Source organism: Bacteroides celer (assembly GCF_002632415.2).
In the GTDB taxonomy this organism is placed as follows: Bacteria; Bacteroidota; Bacteroidia; order Bacteroidales; family Bacteroidaceae; genus Bacteroides.
On sequence record NZ_CP178209.1, the window covers coordinates 788,054 to 806,205 of the forward strand.

Sequence of the window (18,152 nt, forward strand, 5' to 3'; positions counted from 1 at the left end):
AATTTATTTAAGGTTGAAAAGATGGCTCCAGTCTTCGCCTGCTTTCGCTGTATAGGTGGAAATTCCTAAATTTTGGGCTGTCTTACAGTTCATTTCAGAGTCATCAATAAAGAGCGTCTCTTGCGGTTCGATTCCGGCATCCTCTATGATTGCCTTGAAGATCTCCGGTTCGGGCTTGGCCATTTTCATTTCAAAAGAGAGGTATGTTTTTTCAAAATAATCTTCCACCTTAAAGGTGCGGTAAGGAAACAAATGAGCGCATGTCCATTCCCAATGAATTTGGTTAGTATTGCTCAATAAGTAGACGACATATTTCTCACGTAATTTTAATAATAAATCAAGTTTTTGTGTGGGTATATCTACTAGAAAACTATTCCAGGCTGCATCTATTTGTTTGTCGCTAACTGCTTTGCCTATCATTTTACGAACTCCGTCACGGAATTCGGCAGGTGTAATCAATCCTTTTTCTTGTTGCATCAGGATTCCGTCCTGATTCTGGATATCCAGCAAGTCATCCACGTTTTGGAGCCCTAACTTCTGAAAGTGCTCAATGCAACGTTGGCGGTCGAGATTGATAAGTACACCACCCAAATCAATAAGAAGGTTTTTTATTCCTTTACTTTTCATTTCTGTTTTTTTTGTGAATAATACGTTGAACAAAGCGAATAAGTTCTCCAACCCATAACACCGTGGACGAAACGCCTATAATAAGAAGCCAGGTTTGCCAGTCAAGCGGTTCCGTACGGAATACAGCTCCACCGAACTGTACGATGAGGAATTGTCCGCCAAGAATAGCCAGTACAATAAGTTCCATTCCATACGATTTGGAAAGTCCCTTGAATGCCGAATCGGTAGTGCCGAATACACGGGCATTGAACAGATTCCAGAATTGCAGCATGACAAAGAAGGTGAAGAAAATGGTCAGGTTGTGCACATTCATTCCTTGTGTACTGTGGTCGAAATAATAAATCATTCCGAGCAATACGATGAGGAAGATAGAGCCCACACCTATTATATTAGATCTCATTGCCTTACTGATAATAAAATCGGTACTGCGACGGGGTTTCTCAAGCATGACAGTTTCGCTGGGTGGAATGGAGGCAAGAGCCAAAGCGGCAAAAGTATCCATAATCAGGTTCACCCATAACATCTGTGTTACAGTCAGCGGAAGTTCCGTACCGATTACGGAGCCTAGCAGAACGATAAGCAATGCCACAAAGTTGATTGTCAGCTGGAAAACTATGAAACGCTGGATATTCTTATACAATGAACGTCCCCACATAACAGCGGTTCCGATACTGTTGAAGGAGTCATCGAGCAATGTGATATCACTGGCCTCTTTGGCTACAGAAGTACCTGTACCCATTGACAAGCCTACTTGGGCATGATTTAAAGCCGGGGCATCATTCGTTCCGTCTCCGGTCACAGCTACGACAGCTCCTTTTTGTTGAAGCAGTTGTACCAGACGCTGTTTGTCTGTCGGGCGGGCGCGGGACATGATTTTTAAGTCCATCACTCTGTCCAGTGCTTCTTCGTCGCTCAATTCGGCAAATGCAACACCGGTGATTCGATTTCGTTCCGTATCAGTTTCGGGGTTCCAGAGACCGATCTGGCGTGCGATTTCCGTGGCAGTTCCCGGAGTGTCACCGGTCACGATCTTGATGCCGATACCTGCAGACTGGCATTTCGCAACCGCAGCAGGCACATCCGGACGAATCGGGTCGGAGATGGCAACCACTCCCAAGAAATTGAGGTCGTTGGCTGAAACTAGTTCCGTGCAATCGTTCGGCTCATTTTCTCCGACAATCTTGAATGCAAATCCAAGTGTACGCATAGCCATATTTTGATAGCTCAACAGTTGTGCTTCCACTGTAGAACGATACTCTACCGCATCCACTCGCCGTCCATCCAGAACAACTTCTTTACACTTGCCCAGAACAATTTCAGGAGCTCCTTTTATATAAAGTATTTTTTTGCCGATCAGGGGAGATTCAACAAGAGTTGCCATGAATTTCCGTTCGGTAGAGAAGGTGAGTTGATCGAGGACATGTGCTTGCTCGCGGAGTTGCAGGTAATCTCTTCCCTGTTTGTTAAGCCAGAGCAATAAAGCCACTTCGGTTGGATTTCCTACACCTTTCGGTTTCTCTCCATGGGTTGATTCTTCAAGGAAAGCTGTTGAATTAGCACTGATTCCCTCTGCGATAAGTGCGCTGATATCATCATCAGACAAGTCGCTGCCATTTTTGATACCATAGAAATTGGGTTCGTGCACTTGCATCAGATTTTGCGTCAGTGTGCCGGTTTTATCCGTACAAATCACGGTGATGGCTCCCATTGTTTCGCAAGCGTGCATTTTCCGCACCAAGTTGTTGGTGGAAAGCATACGGCGCATATTCAATGCCAGACTAAGCGTGACACTCATTGGCAATCCTTCAGGCACAGCTACTACAATCAGTGTAACTGCCATCATAAAATATTTCAGTGTCCGTTCGAAAACCGGAAGCCACTCATGCCACCCGTTCAGCGAACCGAAATCAAAAAATAACAATACATCCTTGACAAAGAATATGAGAAAAGCAAGACCGGCAACGGTAAAGCCGATCTTTCCGATCAGGTTTGCAAGTTTGGTCAACTGTATGTTCAGCGGGGTGGGCTCGAGGTTGTCCTCTGTGCTCTGCCGGGCTACTTTCCCGATTTCAGTAGCATCACCCACATGCAGCACACGCATGGTTCCATGACCATCCACTACTGTAGTACCACGCATCACCAGATTAGAAGCATAAGTCGCTTCTTCATCAAAATCCGTTTCTACAGTGGTTTTATTGATAACAGGTTCTCCGGTCAGATTGGATTCATTCACTTGCAGAGAGATAGCTTCCAGTAACTCTCCATCAGCGGGAATTTCTTCACCTGTTTCCAGAATCACAATATCACCTACCACTATGTCTTTACGAGGGATTTCCTGTACACGTCCGTTCCGGATCACTTTTACCAATGTTTCTTCATTGACTGCATTCAGCAAGTCAAATTTCTTGCTGGCATCATATTCGAAAAAGAAACCGATTCCGGTAGCCAGTAAGATAGCGGCTATGATTCCGATCGTTTCAGCATATTCGTTTTCGATGATGGAGATGATTAACGAGAAAGCGGCTGCCACTAATAACACACGCACAACCGGGTCTTCAAATTTTTCCAGATAGAGCTTCCAGAGAGAAGGACGCTTGGGGGGCGTTAACAGGTTAATACCATTTTTCTCCCTGCTTTGTAGGACTTCGTTATCCGTAAGTCCTAAATGATAATAGTCATTTTTATTTGTACTCATGCAGATACATGCGTTTAATTTGAACTGCAAAAATACAACATATAATTGTGATAGAATGTTTAATTAAAACTTTTTATGAAGTCGAATATGTTAGCGTGGTTTACCGCATGACCGATAAGGGATTGTAAACCAGAATGTGGAGCCTTTGCCCTCTACGGAATCCGCCCCGATTTGCCCGCCAAGTTTGGCGACAATGGTTTGAGAAATGGAAAGTCCCAGTCCCGCTCCCTTCTTATCTTTGTTCAGTTTCACGAAGCGCTCGAATACATCCGGTAATTTCTCTGCCGGAATTCCGGCTCCGGTATCCTTGACATAAAAGTAAAGTTCGGTGTCTCTGGCTTCATAGCCGAGGCGGATACTACCTTCATGGGTGAACTTAATGGCGTTGCCGGCAAAGTTGGAAAGCACTTGTGCCACCCGGTTCCGGTCTGTTTGAATCATGCAGGAAGAGCGAGACGGCTCTGCTATAATTTGTATCTTTCCTCCGACGTCATCAACTCTCATTTGAAAAAGTTGTTGTAAATCTGAGAGTAACAGATTGACGTCGACTGTTGCCTGCACAAATTCCAATGTTCCGGCTTCGATTTTTGACATATCGAGTATGTCGTTGACCAGTTGCATCAGGAGGTCGGCATTCATTTTTATGATTTCCTGATATTGAGCTTTCTCCTCTTCTGTAGTTGCACTGCCTAATACCTCTGCAAATCCGGTAATAGCATTGAGAGGGGTACGGATTTCATGGCTCATGTTGGCTAAGAAGGCAGATTTTGAAATATCAGCTTTTTCTGCTTTTTCCTTGGCTAGTAGCAGTTCCTTTTCAGCTTGTTTCCGCCGGGTAACATCGTGTACGGTGATTACCATATTCTCTTCTTCGTTAAGGAGGAAGTAAGAACCGGATATGACAGCATCACATTCTACGGTAGTATTATCAGACGTAACTACGGATAAAGTGGCTTCCAGATCCGTGAAGTTTCGTCTCTGTTCGAAAGCTTGGCGTATGGCGGTACGTATCGGACAAGAACCGCAGAAGCTATGTGTGCCGCAACCTCCCTCGGCTGCTAATGCATTGCGACATTGCAACAGGTCGCCCACTCTTTTTTCTTCTGTTCCTTTTTTGGTTCCGGTTTTTTGGTAATAGTTGGTTTTCAGAACTTTAAAGTCATTATCTATTAATAGGATAAAGGCGTGTACATTCTTTAAGATGGCACCGGCGATATGGCTGGTGCGTTCCAACTTTCTGGATTCACGGAACAATCGTTGTTGCATCCGCAGGCATTTTCTACGCTCCCATAAAAAACTGATTAGTAGGACTGCGCATAAAACTATTAAGGTAGACAATAGTGCTATAAGCATAGTATGATATTGTTGTTTTAGCTTGATAATATGGATACAAAGATAGTTTTTTTCTTTAGTTTGGAAATAGTGTTGAACAAATATCTTGCTGTTTGTGTTATATTATTTAGAAAACCAATTAAAAATACGAACGTTATGAAAAAGTACATTTGCACGGTCTGTGAATATATTTACGACCCCGAACAAGGAGATCCGGAAAGCGGAATTGAGCCAGGAACAGCATTTGAAGATATTCCTGATGATTGGACTTGTCCATTATGTGGAGTCGGAAAAGAAGACTTTGAACCGTACGAAGGATAAAACCAAGAGAGAGAATTATTAAGAGGAGAATGACTGGGTGTATGAATATATGCCCGGTCATTTTTTTATTTTTATGGCTGGAAATTATTCTGCTGATTATAAATGTAATATCTTTGACGCAAAAATCGGAAGTTATGTATAATAAAGCAACTGTTATGACCGATCTGAGGTGTTTTTTATCTCTCTCTCTGTTATTAATATGCGGCCTTCTGATGGCTGGTTGTAGTGATGATGAAAATGAAGAACAGCCTCCTGCTCCGGATGTTCCGGATTATAGCACGATCATAGTGAAAGATATACAGAATATACCTGCGGATTTTACATTCGACCGGGTTGAGGTGAAAGTGACGGGGGCGGATTGGCAAGTGATTGAGACTCTTGAATTTCCTTATAAGGACGGACAGATTGTGATGATACTTCCCACGAGTTTTCCTTCGGAAAAGCTTCAGGCGGTAGACCGGCGTAATGGCATGGGCGGTTACTGGACCGGGACCTCGGATGATGCGGATGCTCTTGTGGCGACCCTAGGGGATTTCTTTGTTTTTAATGGCGATAAGAGAGTGGGACGGATTGCTATTTCTAACTGGTCCGGTAAAGAGTCTTCTGCCGGAAAAGCTACACTGGTGGGGTATCAGTATGCCGACCGTCCTTTTACGTTGACAGGCAGTGACAAATCGTATTATTATAATAATTGTTCTTTTAATAAAGGGTGGAATATATTTGCCAATATCAATCCGACCTCGGAAGACGGGACTGCAAAAGTGCTTCGTACAACTACTGTTCCGGAATCTACGTTATTTTGGCGCTTGGCTGAATCATACATATACAATTAATTTATAAAAGATAATGCTATAAATAAAAAGGAGAATCAGTTGTATCAATACATACTTGATTCTCCTTTTATTTTCTTTATTTTATCTATTAAGAAGCTTTTTTCTCTTTCACATCACTGCTGGCTTCCACTACATTCACCACATAGTCACCAAGTTTTTCACATTCGGCGATGATATCCATGTAGTAAACTCCCATTTGATAATCATATTCTTTGTTGTTCACATCCAGAATATTTTGATTCTTCAATTGGTTGCGGTAGTTATTGATTTCGTTTTCAAGATTGAAGGATTTGTTAATATCGATGCTTTGATGTTCCGGTTTCTCTACCACCACAATCATTTGAGCAAGCGCATCGTTAGTCAGTTTCATCATGAAGTGGATATGTTCGTATTGTTTTTCGGTAAAGTCCAGATTAGTCTGGCGTTTCCGGTTGATGGTACGTGCCAGGTTATAGCAGCTATCGCCGATGCTTTCGATTTCTGTCACTTCACGCAACATAGCACGTATTTGTAGCTTACTTTCAGAACTCAAACGGCCTTCGGACACCTGATTCAGGTAGTTGGCTATTTCAAGTTCCATATTGTCACTGATATTTTCATATTTCTCTATCCGGCTGAACAATTTATTAAAATCGTCATCCTTTTCCGTATGCAACAGATCCTGCACCATGCCGAACATCCGGTGTGTACGTTCTGCGAAAAGATGGATTTCCTTGCGTGCCTGAAGGATAGAAAGTTCGGCAGTGGAAAGCATACCGCCGGTGATAAATCGCAGGCGGGGTTCTTCGTCTTCTTCTTTCGGATGAATTAAAGCACATACGGTACGCTCAATCAGTTTCACAGCCCATATCAGTATACAAACGTTACAGATGTTGAAGATTGAGTGGAAAGCCGACAATTTGTAGGAGATGGCAACTTCCGGATTATTGCTTTGGAAAAAAGTATCTACTACCCAATTTACCAGTTCCATGAAAGGATGGAAGACAATCAATACCCAGATAACGCCGAACACATTAAAAACAAAATGGGCCAATGCTGCCCGCTTAGCCTGTGTGTTGGCTGTAAGTGCGGCAAGATTGGCCGTGATAGTAGTTCCGATGTTTTCTCCCAATACGAGTGCTGCTCCCAGTTCCAGGCTGATCCATCCGTTGGCACACATAATTAATGTGATTGCCATGGTGGCTGCGGAGGCTTGCACAATCATCGTCAGTATCGTACCGATAAGCAAGAACAGAATGATGGAGAAAAATCCCATATCCGTGTAGTTCTGTACGAAGGCAAGCATTTCCGGGTTGGCATTCAGGTCGGGTGCATTTGATTTCAGATAAGAAAGCCCCATGAAAAGGAAAGAAAAACCAAAAATGAATTCACCGATGGATTTGCGGTTACTTTTACCGGAGAAGATAAATGGAAGGGCGATGGCCAGGAGAGGAAGGGCAAAGGCAGCCATATCAACCTTAAATCCGAAAATTGAAATGATCCAGGCGGTTACGGTAGTACCGATATTGGCACCCATAATGACGCTGATGGATTCGGCGAGTGTGAGTAGTCCGGCGTTAACGAAACTGACGACCATTACCGTCGTTGCTGAAGAAGACTGGATAAGGGCCGTGATTAACACTCCTGTTAGAACTCCCGTTACCCGGTTGGTGGTCATTGCCGTTAGAATACTTCGCAATCTATCACCCGCGACCTTTTGTAAGCCCTCGCTCATGATTTTCATTCCGTAGAGGAAGAGTCCTAATGAGCCTATGAGCTTTAAAAAATCATAAAAAGAATATTCCATCTATAATATTTTTAATGGTTATTTGTTCTCTATCTGATTATAAGTATATTAGTACCAAATTATTCACCTTTTAACGAACTCGATGAAACAGATGTTACAAATATGTTGCAAAAATAACAATATTTCTAAAGAATTCCCTATCGGAAGCTCACTTTTGGATATTTATTACGGTTTTAATCTTAATTTTCCTTATCAAGTAGTGAGTGCCAAGGTCAATAATCGCTCCGAGGGACTTAATTTCAGAGTATATAACAATAAGGATGTAGAGTTTCTGGATGTGAGAGATCAGTCCGGTATGCGTACTTATGTCCGTTCGCTTTGTTTTGTCTTGTTTAAAGCTGTCACGGAATTGTTTCCCGAGGGAAAATTGTTTGTGGAACATCCTGTGTCAAAAGGCTATTTCTGTAATTTGCGGATTGGGCGCCCTATTGAACTTGAGGATGTGAAGCGTATCAAGCAACGGATGCAGGAGATCATTGCGGAAAATATTCCTTATCACCGCATTGAATGTCATACGGCAGAGGCAGTACGGGTTTTCAGTGAGCGGGGGATGAATGATAAAGTGAGGTTATTGGAAACTTCCGGTTCCCTTTATACCTATTATTATACGTTGGGTGATACTGTTGATTATTATTATGGTAATCTGCTGCCCAGCACCGGATATCTTAAATTATTCGATATTGTGAAGTATTATGACGGGCTGCTGCTCCGGATTCCGAGCCGGGAAAATCCGGATATGCTCGAAGAGGTCGTGAAACAGGAGAAAATGCTGGATGTCTTTAAGGAATATCTGAACTGGAGTTATATCATGGGACTTAATAATGCCGGAGATTTTAATCTTGCCTGTGAGGAAGGACATGCCACTGACTTGATTAATGTTGCGGAAGCATTGCAAGAGAAAAAGATAGCGCAGATAGCCGATACTATTTTCCATCGTGGCGAAAATGGTAACCGGGTAAAACTGGTCTTGATTGCCGGACCGTCTTCTTCGGGAAAGACAACTTTTAGCAAACGGCTTTCTATTCAGCTGATGACAAATGGATTGAAGCCATTCCCGATCTCTTTGGATAATTATTTTGTAGACCGTGAAGAAACCCCTTTGGATGAAAACGGAAACTATGATTATGAATCACTTTATGCGCTCGATCTGGAATTGTTTAATCAACAGTTGCAGGCGCTTCTCCGTGGCGAAGAGGTGGAACTGCCCCGTTTTAATTTCTCTCTAGGCAAAAAGGAATATAAAGGGGATAAACTGAAAATAGAAGATAATACAATTCTGATTCTGGAAGGTATTCATGCCCTAAATCCGGAACTGACACCGCATATACCGGCTGAACGGAAATTCAAGATTTACGTTTCAGCATTGACCACTATTTCGTTGGATGATCATAACTGGATTCCGACTACTGACAACCGTTTGTTGCGCCGCATTATCCGCGACTTTAATTATCGGGGATACTCTGCACGTGAAACCATATCACGTTGGCCTAGTGTGCGTGCCGGTGAAGATAAATGGATATTTCCTTATCAGGAGAATGCTGATGTAATGTTTAATTCAGCACTACTCTTTGAATTTGCCGTACTTCGTTTGCATGCCGAACCTATTCTGATGGGTGTCCCGCGAAACTGTCCTGAATATTGTGAGGCCTACCGGTTACTGAAGTTTATCAAATATTTTATTCCGGTGCAGGATAAGGAAATTCCGCCTACTTCTTTGTTGCGTGAATTTTTAGGAGGAAGCAGCTTTAAATATTAAGTAGAAAAATTAGGATATATTCGTGATTTGTATTTCCTTTGCAGAAAATACAAATAAACCTTTTGTTGTAGTGAAGCAAAGGAACACAAAAATAAACAATATTTGAGTGATATTTAGGGAAAGAATGTTATGGTTGTTATACAAAACTTTAAAATATTGAACCTTTGATTGCTTTTGCTGTTAAGAAGGGACTACATGCAACAAAAAAATGTGAATATGATTTTTTATAATAGTCTTTTAGCGAAGTGGTTCTTAGGAAAAGGGAAGAAACACTATTTTATGTTAGGCTGGTTTTTCTTTACCCGCTATAAATATCTGGAAGTCTGGGAAGAAATGGAACTACGGATTCATGCCAGACAGTATTGGGAATGTTTTTCTTTAACCCTGATACCAGCACTTATTTTATCAATCCTGTTTTCATGGTGGTGGATGGTGTTGCCATTCGTGACTTATCACATACTTTATTGGTTTGAAAAGATCCTCCGTCCTCATTCTATCTTTAATTGGGAGGCGATAAAGCATAGTGGCGATACGCTTTATCTCAGGAAGAGAAAAGCGTATGCCTGGAAGAAATGGTACGGGAAGAAAGAATTGCCCGCATCCAGATGGAATGATTAAAACTTCACTTTAAATGCTTCTTTATCCAAAGCAGATGTCCATACTCGGTATCGTTGGAAGTCCAATGCTCATTAATGGGAGTAATCAGTGCTTCTTTCGGACAGTCTAGTACATTGTATACGATGTAGCTGGTTGTCGGAGGACATACATCATCGTTGAATCCCCATGTCATATAGGTATCTGCTTTGATTAATTTCGCAAAGTTCACAACATCATAATAGGCCATTGTCTTTATTTTTTCAGGAGTATCCATATCTACCGAATTCCTGAAGAAATGAGGATATCCGCCGGCACGTCCGGCTTTATAGCCTGCCATGTCACTTAATGCAGGATGATTGGCGACACAGGCTGTCACCCGTTGATCCAGTCCGGCAGTGATTAATGCCAAGGCTCCTCCCTGGCTACCTCCTTGTGCTATTACGTTTTTACCATCCCATTCAGGTAGGGAAGTCAGGAAATCAATAGCGCGTACACAGGCCAGATATACCCGTTTCATATAATAATTGTCGCGGCTGTCGAGTCCATTGGTTAAGTAGCTGTTCTCTCTGCCATTAAAAGCATTGCTGATTTCTTTGAATGCTTCGTCACTCATTTCCGGATGAAGGCCGTGTATCTCCATCTCAAAACGGATGCAGCCTTGCTCTGCATAATATTTGTGTCGCAGTGGTTCTTTGATTGTTTTGATTCCTGCTCCCGGAGGGCATAATACAACCGGAAATTTGCCCTCTTTCTTGGGATAGAACAAATATCCGTAGACGCATTGCCCGCGTTTGTTCAGCTGCAATTTTACGAGATAACAATCTATTTTATCGGTTGAGTATTTTTCTACATGCTCTTTGGTGTACGTTAGAGGAAATTCTTTTTGTTCCGCTTTTGCTTTTTCCCAGAATTCATTGAAATCCGAAGGCATGGTAGTATATGGAAGAAGCTTTTCCGGCGAAAAACCGACTTTTACATGATGTGAGTAAGTCTTTCCATCTACGGTCGCTTTCAGCCGGCAATCACGGAATCCGGGTTCTTTCATTGTGCCGAGAGGAATTACGGCTTTGCCGTTTTTCAAAGTCACACTCCCTTTGGTGTCAGCGTTAGGCATCATGTCTCCCCCTATTTCATAGGTGACGGTTACGTTATCCCTGGGTATACCATATTTATAGAATTGTACTTCTACAGTTGCTTTTTCTCCTGTTTGATAGAGCCAGTCGGCATGGTTGGGAACTGTGACCCAAAGAACGTCACTTCTATAAGGGTAGTTTTCGGCTACGGCGGATAACAAAGTTAGTGACAATAGCCATACGGATAAAAGTAGTCTCTTCATGGTGTTATTCATTGTTTTTATGGATTTGAAATAGTAAGTTGTTTTAATTCTGTTGCAATATTACGCAAGATTCGGGAAAAGGAGGGTAGAAAAAATGTGATTTTAGATGGACTATTTGGTACTCTGACAAAAATAGCGGAAGTTTTTCACCCGGATGAAAAGCTTCCGCTATTGAACAGAAGAAAGGTTCTTCTTTTATTAGGATGGAACCTTTTATCTTAAGGCTTCCACCTCTTCCGGTGTCAATGGAATCTTTTTGCCTAATCGGCGGGCACCGGTTTCTGTAATCAGATAATCTTCTTCATTGCGGATACCACCAAAGTTTTTATAAGTTTCCACTACATCATAGTTAATGAAATCAGTGAACTTCTTTTCTGCTTTCCACATATCGATCAATTCAGGAATAAAGTAAATACCCGGTTCTACGGTATGTACAAATCCTGGCTCCAATGGGATGGCGAGGCGTTGCGATTTGCGACCGAACTGTGTGCTCTTCGGCTGGCCGTTGTAACCTACCCATATCTCTCCCAGATTCTCCATATCATGTACATCCAATCCCATCATGTGACCTAATCCGTGTGGATAGAACAACGCATGGGCACCTTCGCGTACAGCATCCTCGGTATTTCCTTTCATCAATCCGAGCGTCTTCATGCCATCCACCATGACGCGGGCCGACAGTTCGTATACGTCCATATAAGGAATACCCGGGCGGAGAGCTTTTACAGATTCCAGGTGCATCGCATTCTGAATTTCGTATACTTCACGCTGACGGGTGGTGAACTTCTTATCGGCAGGAATGGTAGACGACATATCACCCGCATAACCGGATTCAACTTCTGCACCGGCGTCGATTAAGAACAAATCACCCGGTTTCACTTTATTTCCGTGATAATGATTGTGCAGAGTCTGCCCGTTGATAGTGGCGATGGTGGCGAATGAAAGTTGGCAGTTGTTAGATTCGGCCACCCGGTTCATTTCAGCTACCACTTCATATTCATACATACCCGGACGAAGTACCTTCATGGCTGTAATATGCATATCGGCAGTAACATTGCAAGCCTTTTCTATCTCTGCGATTTCTTCTGCAGATTTATAGTTGCGTTGAGCGATCACGGCACGGATGAATGGAACAGAACCTTCCTGATGTGCGGGAGGAATACCCAGCCAGTCCATCAGCTTCAGCTTATGTTCGGGGCGGTAAGGAGGCAGATAGTGAACTGCTTTCCCTTTCTGCACACACTGATGGAGATAGCTTACAATGTCAGCAGACGGCATCAGATTTTTTACGCCTACACGTTCGCATTTTTCGTGCAATGTCGGTTGTGACCCCATCCATACGATTGCGTCGATAGACAACTCATCACCAAAGATGATTTCTTTGTCTTCATCTATATCGATAATAGCCGAAAGTCCGGCACATGAAAGTCCGAAATAATAAAGGAAAGTGGAATCCTGACGATAACGGAACGTGTTATCTTCGTAATTCAGTCCGCACTCGTCATTTCCGAGAAATAACAACACTCCGGAGCCTAAGTTCTTTTTCAGCAGGGCTCTCCGCTGCATATACGTTTCTTTGGCAAACATATGGTCCTAGTTTTTAAGTTCGTGCAACAAAGATAACGAATTTTGTGTTATAGGATTAAAAATTATCTCCCTAATCTGTGTAATCTCTCGTTAAAAAGTTACTTTTGTAGCGAGAAACAGTAGAAAGCAAAAACGAATATGGCACAAGGTTCCCGTCAAATACAATCTCAGGCGCAACAGCAGGTACAGACGCTCTCGCCCCAGCAGATTCTGGTCGTGAAACTGTTGGAGCTTCCCGCAGTAGAGCTGGAAGACCGTATCCATGCTGAACTGCTTGAAAATCCGGCACTTGAAGAAGGTAAAGAAGAGAATGCTACGGATGATGAATATTCTGATACCGACAATGCAGAGGATGGCATGGATAGCGATGCCAACGACTATGATTCTTTGAGTGACTATCTGACAGAAGATGATATTCCCGATTATAAATTGCAAGAGAACAACCGTTCGAAAGATGAACAGGCGGAGGATATTCCATTTTCCGACTCCACCTCTTTTTATGAAATCCTGAAAGAACAGTTGCGTGAACGTAACCTGACAGAGCACCAGTGTGACTTGGTGGAATATCTGATCGGTTCATTGGATGATGACGGATTGCTTCGCAAATCTTTGGAAAGTATCTGCGACGAACTGGCGATTTATGCCGGTATCGAATCGACCGAGGAGGAACTGGAAGAAGCATTGAGCATCTTACAGGACTTCGATCCGGCAGGTATCGGTGCGCGTAGTCTTCAGGAATGTCTGTTGATACAGATTTGCCGGAAAAAAGAAGAAGAGAAAACTCCCAGTCCTATCTTGAATCTGGAAGAAAGGATTATCAGAGAATGTTACGAAGAATTCACCCGTAAACATTGGGAGAAGATTATAAAGAAACTGGATATTGATGAAGAGACTTTCCGGGAAGCCATTACTGAAATAACCAAACTGAATCCACGTCCGGGTGCTTCTTTGGGAGAAGCAATCGGCAGGAATCTCCAACAAATAGTTCCCGACTTTATGGTGGAAACGTATGATGACGGAACCATCAATGTAAGCCTCAATAACCGCAATGTTCCCGAACTCCGTATGAGTCGTGATTTCACGGAAATGGTGGAGGAGCATACAAAAAATAGGGCTAACCAGTCTAAGGAATCTAAAGAAGCGATGATGTTTCTGAAACAGAAAATGGATGCGGCACAAGGATTTATCGATGCTGTCCGTCAGCGTCAGAATACCTTGATGACTACCATGCAGGCGATTATCGACCTACAACGTCCTTTCTTTTTGGAAGGAGATGAATCGCTGTTGAAACCGATGATTCTGAAAGACGTGGCGGAACGTACGGGATTGGATATTTCGACCATCTCCCGTGTGAGTAACAGTAAATATGTACAGACGAATTACGGTATCTATCCGCTCAAATACTTTTTCAGCGACGGATATACTACAGAGGATGGCGAAGAGATGTCTGTCCGTGAGATTCGTAAGATTCTGAAAGAGTGTATTGAAGGCGAGGACAAGAAGAAACCCCTGACCGATGATGAATTGGCGGATATATTGAAGGAGAAAGGGTATCCCATTGCCCGCAGGACAGTAGCCAAATACCGTCAACAGCTGAATATCCCCGTAGCACGACTGCGGAAATGAGAGTTTTTTAAGTATTAAGTATAAAGTATTAAGTATTAGTGCTGATGGACAGAGAGAGAGAACATATCATAGCGGATAAGACGATGTTGCAGGTGGCGAGAGTCACTTCGATGGTCTTTACTCCATTTTCTATTCCGTTTTTATCGTTTCTGGTGTTATTCCTGTTTTCTTATCTTCGTATCATGCCGATACAATATAAGTTGATAGTGTTGGGAATCGTTTACTGCTTCACCATACTGACACCTACTATTACCATTTTCCTGTTTCGTAAAATCAATGGATTCGCCCGTCAGGAGTTGAGTGAACGTAAGAAACGTTATGTGCCTATCCTGCTGACCATCATCTCGTATGTGTTCTGCCTGCTGATGATGCGCAAGCTGAATCTCCCGTGGTATATGACCGGTATCATTCTTGCTTCTCTGGTAGTGTCCATCATTTGCATTGCGGTAAACCTGAAATGGAAGTTGAGCGAACACATGGCAGGAATGGGCGGAGTGATCGGGGGATTGATTTCTTTCAGCGCCTTGTTCGGTTACAATCCGGTCGCATGGCTATGCCTGTTTATTTTGATTGCCGGTATATTAGGTTCTGCGCGCATTGTGTTGGGGCATCACACGCTGGGTGAGGTGCTTTCCGGTTTTGCTGTCGGTCTGATATGTGCCCTTTTGGTACTTCATCCGGTGAGTAACATCTTATTTCGAGTATTTTTATTTTAAAACAGTATAAATCCTAAAAACTAATCATTATGAATTTTCCACAGAATTTGAAGTACACGAACGAACACGAATGGATTCGCGTTGAAGGAGACATTGCATACGTTGGTATCACCGATTATGCACAGGAACAATTGGGCGATATTGTGTTCGTAGATATCCCGACTGTTGGTGAAACGTTGGAAGCCGGTGAAACTTTCGGAACGATTGAAGTAGTGAAAACTATTTCCGATCTTTTCCTGCCTGTAGCAGGTGAGGTGCTCGAACAAAATGAAGCATTGGAAGAAAACCCGGAACTGGTAAATAAAGATCCCTATGGCGAAGGTTGGCTGATTAAAGTGAAACCGGCCGATGTAAAAGCGGTAGAAGATTTGCTGGATGCCGAAGCCTATAAAGCTGTGGTAAACGGATAATTCTTACCGTACTTAAATTGTAAATAGTAAATTGTAAAATAGTAAATTGAAATGACTCCAATTGTAAGTATTATCATGGGCAGCACGTCCGACCTTCCTGTTATGGAGAAGGCTGCACAGCTACTGAATGATATGCATGTACCGTTCGAAATGAACGCTCTTTCTGCTCACCGCACGCCAGAGGCTGTGGAAGAGTTTGCGAAGAATGCCCGCAACCGTGGCATTAAAGTAATTATCGCTGCTGCCGGAATGGCTGCCGCCCTTCCCGGTGTGATTGCGGCTAATACTACATTGCCGGTGATCGGAGTACCTGTAAAAGGTTCCGTGCTCGATGGTGTGGACGCACTTTATTCTATCATTCAGATGCCTCCGGGCATTCCTGTAGCAACGGTTGCCATTAACGGAGCGATGAATGCCGCTATCCTTGCCATCCAGATGCTGGCATTGAGCGATGAGAAACTGGCAGAAGCTTTTGCTGCTTACAAGGAAGGACTGAAAAAGAAAATCGTAAAAGCAAACGAAGAACTGAAAGAAGTGAAGTTTGAATATAAAACAAACTAATGTGATTTACGATTTGACAATTTTCGATTTACGATTGAAATATCTTCGCGAATCGTTTATTGTCTGCACATTTGTTATACTCAAAGTGCTTTTAATCGTAAATCGTTAAATCGTAAATTAAAATGGTTGATCTATTCAATTATTTTCGAAGAGAAACCACAGAAGTAAATATTGGGGCTGTGCCGTTGGGCGGCCCCAATTCTATTCGTGTCCAGTCGATGACAAACACGTCTACGCAGGATACACAGGCTTGTGTGGAACAGGCGAAACGTATTGTTGATGCAGGTGGAGAGTATGTCCGCCTCACAACCCAGGGCATCAAAGAAGCCGAGAACCTGATGAACATTAATATCGGACTGCGTAGCCAGGGATATATGGTTCCGTTGGTTGCCGATGTGCATTTCAATCCGAAAGTGGCGGACGTGGCTGCTCAATATGCGGAAAAGGTGCGAATCAATCCGGGAAATTATGTAGATGCTGCGCGTACTTTTAAGAAACTGGAATATACAGACGAGGAGTATGCGCAGGAAATACAGAAAATCCATAACCGGTTTGTCCCGTTCCTGAATATCTGTAAAGAGAATCACACGGCTATCCGGATCGGAGTAAATCATGGCTCTCTGTCCGACCGTATCATGTCCCGTTATGGCGATACCCCCGCAGGAATGGTGGAGTCCTGCATGGAGTTTCTCCGTATCTGTGTAGAGGAAAACTTCACAGATGTGGTGATTTCCATCAAGGCCTCCAATACGGTGGTCATGGTAAAAACCGTCCGCCTGTTGGTAGACGTCATGGAGAAAGAAGGGATGGCTTTCCCGTTACACCTCGGAGTGACAGAAGCCGGAGACGGAGAGGATGGGCGTATCAAGTCCGCCCTTGGCATCGGTGCATTGTTGAGTGACGGATTGGGAGATACCATTCGGGTATCTTTGAGTGAAGCTCCTGAAGCTGAAATCCCGGTAGCCCGCAAATTGGTGGATTATGTTCTGTTGAGGCAGGACCATCCTTATATCCCGGGATTGGAAGCGCCGGAATTCAATTATTTGTCTCCCGAACGCCGCAAGACAAAAGCTGTCCGTAATATCGGAGGTGAACATGTGCCTGTGGTTATTGCCGACCGCATGGACGGGAAGACAGAGGTAAACCCGCAATTCACACCGGACTATATTTATGCCGGAAGAGCTTTGCCCGATCAACGGGAAGACGGAGTGGAATATATTCTTGATGCGGATGTATGGCAGGGAGAAGACGGAACTTGGCCTGCATTCAATCATGCACAGTTGCCGTTAATGGGAGAATGCAATGCAGAGCTTAAATTCCTGTTTATGCCCTACATGGCACAAACGGACGAAGTGATAGCCTGCCTGAAACATCATCCGGAAGTGGCGGTGGTTTCCCAAAGCAATCATCCGAACCGTTTGGGTGAGCACCGTGCACTGGTTCATCAACTAATGACGGAAGGGTTGCAAAATCCGGTTGTCTTCTTCCAGCATTATTCGGAAGATGATGCGGAGAATTTGCAGATAAAGTCCGCAGCCGATATGGGAGCCTTGATTTTTGACGGTCTTTGTGATGGCATCTTCCTGTTCAATCAGGGCAACTTGAGCCATGCCGTGGTCGATGCCACTGCTTTCGGAATCTTGCAGGCCGGACGTACCCGTACCTCCAAAACGGAATATATATCTTGTCCCGGTTGCGGCCGTACACTTTACGACTTGGAAAAGACCATTGCCCGTATCAAGGCAGCCACTTCACATTTGAAAGGGCTGAAGATCGGCATCATGGGATGCATCGTGAATGGTCCCGGTGAGATGGCAGATGCAGACTACGGCTATGTAGGAGCAGGACGGGGGAAAATCAGTCTCTATAAAGGTAAGGTGTGCGTAGAGAAAAATATTCCTGAAGAAGAGGCGGTGGAACGACTTCTGGAGTTTATCCGGACAGATCGGGAAGAAAACCAACAATGATA

The 18,152-nt window shown here is 43.4% G+C and carries 15 protein-coding genes; 9 read left to right on the plus strand and 6 right to left on the minus strand.

The window, feature by feature from the left end; all coding sequences use genetic code 11:
- Positions 1-3: 3 nt before the first annotated feature.
- The 3 genes from CJF29_RS02765 to CJF29_RS02775 form a co-directional block, all read right to left on the minus strand.
- The gene (locus tag CJF29_RS02765; RefSeq protein ID WP_074636464.1) at positions 4-627 is read right to left on the minus strand and encodes an HAD family hydrolase; all 624 of its coding nucleotides are present in this window, start codon (positions 625-627) and stop codon (positions 4-6) included.
- The gene (locus CJF29_RS02770; protein ID WP_099146909.1) at positions 617-3,322 is read right to left on the minus strand and encodes a calcium-translocating P-type ATPase, PMCA-type; all 2,706 of its coding nucleotides are present in this window, start codon (positions 3,320-3,322) and stop codon (positions 617-619) included. Before CJF29_RS02770 ends, CJF29_RS02765 begins: the two co-directional genes overlap by 11 nt.
- 90 nt (positions 3,323-3,412) lie before the next feature.
- Positions 3,413-4,588, minus strand: coding sequence for a sensor histidine kinase (locus CJF29_RS02775; RefSeq protein WP_099146908.1), 1,176 nt, complete (start codon positions 4,586-4,588; stop codon positions 3,413-3,415).
- Between the two features lie 222 nt (positions 4,589-4,810).
- On the opposite strand from CJF29_RS02775, the gene rd reads away from it, so the two are divergent.
- On the plus strand, positions 4,811-4,975 hold the full coding sequence (gene rd, locus CJF29_RS02780) for a rubredoxin (RefSeq protein ID WP_004306971.1): 165 nt from the start codon (positions 4,811-4,813) through the stop codon (positions 4,973-4,975).
- Positions 4,976-5,187: 212 nt separating this feature from the next.
- Complete coding sequence (locus CJF29_RS02785) at positions 5,188-5,808, plus strand: hypothetical protein (protein ID WP_254883836.1); 621 nt, start codon at positions 5,188-5,190, stop codon at positions 5,806-5,808.
- An 88-nt stretch (positions 5,809-5,896) separates the two neighbouring features.
- Here CJF29_RS02785 and CJF29_RS02790 read toward each other — a convergent pair whose 3' ends face one another.
- Positions 5,897-7,594, minus strand: coding sequence for a Na/Pi cotransporter family protein (locus CJF29_RS02790; RefSeq protein ID WP_074636458.1), 1,698 nt, complete (start codon positions 7,592-7,594; stop codon positions 5,897-5,899).
- Between the two features lie 82 nt (positions 7,595-7,676).
- Here CJF29_RS02790 and CJF29_RS02795 point away from each other — a divergent pair, with 82 nt between their 5' ends.
- On the plus strand, positions 7,677-9,350 hold the full coding sequence (locus tag CJF29_RS02795; protein ID WP_074636456.1) for a nucleoside kinase: 1,674 nt from the start codon (positions 7,677-7,679) through the stop codon (positions 9,348-9,350).
- A 216-nt stretch (positions 9,351-9,566) separates the two neighbouring features.
- The gene (locus CJF29_RS02800) at positions 9,567-9,968 is read left to right on the plus strand and encodes a hypothetical protein (protein WP_099146918.1); all 402 of its coding nucleotides are present in this window, start codon (positions 9,567-9,569) and stop codon (positions 9,966-9,968) included.
- A 4-nt stretch (positions 9,969-9,972) separates the two neighbouring features.
- Here the strand turns inward: CJF29_RS02800 and CJF29_RS02805 are convergent, their stop codons facing one another.
- The gene (locus tag CJF29_RS02805; protein WP_074636502.1) at positions 9,973-11,283 is read right to left on the minus strand and encodes an acetylxylan esterase; all 1,311 of its coding nucleotides are present in this window, start codon (positions 11,281-11,283) and stop codon (positions 9,973-9,975) included.
- Positions 11,284-11,496: 213 nt separating this feature from the next.
- Complete coding sequence (locus CJF29_RS02810) at positions 11,497-12,870, minus strand: aminopeptidase P family protein (protein ID WP_099146906.1); 1,374 nt, start codon at positions 12,868-12,870, stop codon at positions 11,497-11,499.
- Between the two features lie 138 nt (positions 12,871-13,008).
- On the opposite strand from CJF29_RS02810, the gene rpoN reads away from it, so the two are divergent.
- The 5 genes from rpoN to CJF29_RS02835 all read left to right on the plus strand — a co-directional run bounded on the left by rpoN (position 13,009) and on the right by CJF29_RS02835 (position 18,150).
- Positions 13,009-14,496: an RNA polymerase factor sigma-54 gene (rpoN, locus tag CJF29_RS02815; RefSeq protein WP_074636450.1), complete on the plus strand. Its 1,488-nt coding sequence runs from the start codon at positions 13,009-13,011 to the stop codon at positions 14,494-14,496.
- A gap of 44 nt (positions 14,497-14,540) precedes the next feature.
- Positions 14,541-15,212 (plus strand): phosphatase PAP2 family protein, encoded by a 672-nt coding sequence (locus CJF29_RS02820; RefSeq protein ID WP_074636447.1) that lies wholly within the window; start codon positions 14,541-14,543, stop codon positions 15,210-15,212.
- 29 nt (positions 15,213-15,241) lie between these two features.
- Positions 15,242-15,622, plus strand: coding sequence for a glycine cleavage system protein GcvH (gene gcvH / locus CJF29_RS02825; protein ID WP_074636444.1), 381 nt, complete (start codon positions 15,242-15,244; stop codon positions 15,620-15,622).
- Between the two features lie 51 nt (positions 15,623-15,673).
- The gene (gene purE / locus CJF29_RS02830; RefSeq protein ID WP_004296231.1) at positions 15,674-16,183 is read left to right on the plus strand and encodes a 5-(carboxyamino)imidazole ribonucleotide mutase; all 510 of its coding nucleotides are present in this window, start codon (positions 15,674-15,676) and stop codon (positions 16,181-16,183) included.
- A 122-nt stretch (positions 16,184-16,305) separates the two neighbouring features.
- Positions 16,306-18,150: a 4-hydroxy-3-methylbut-2-en-1-yl diphosphate synthase gene (locus CJF29_RS02835; RefSeq protein ID WP_074636442.1), complete on the plus strand. Its 1,845-nt coding sequence runs from the start codon at positions 16,306-16,308 to the stop codon at positions 18,148-18,150.
- Positions 18,151-18,152: the final 2 nt, after the last annotated feature.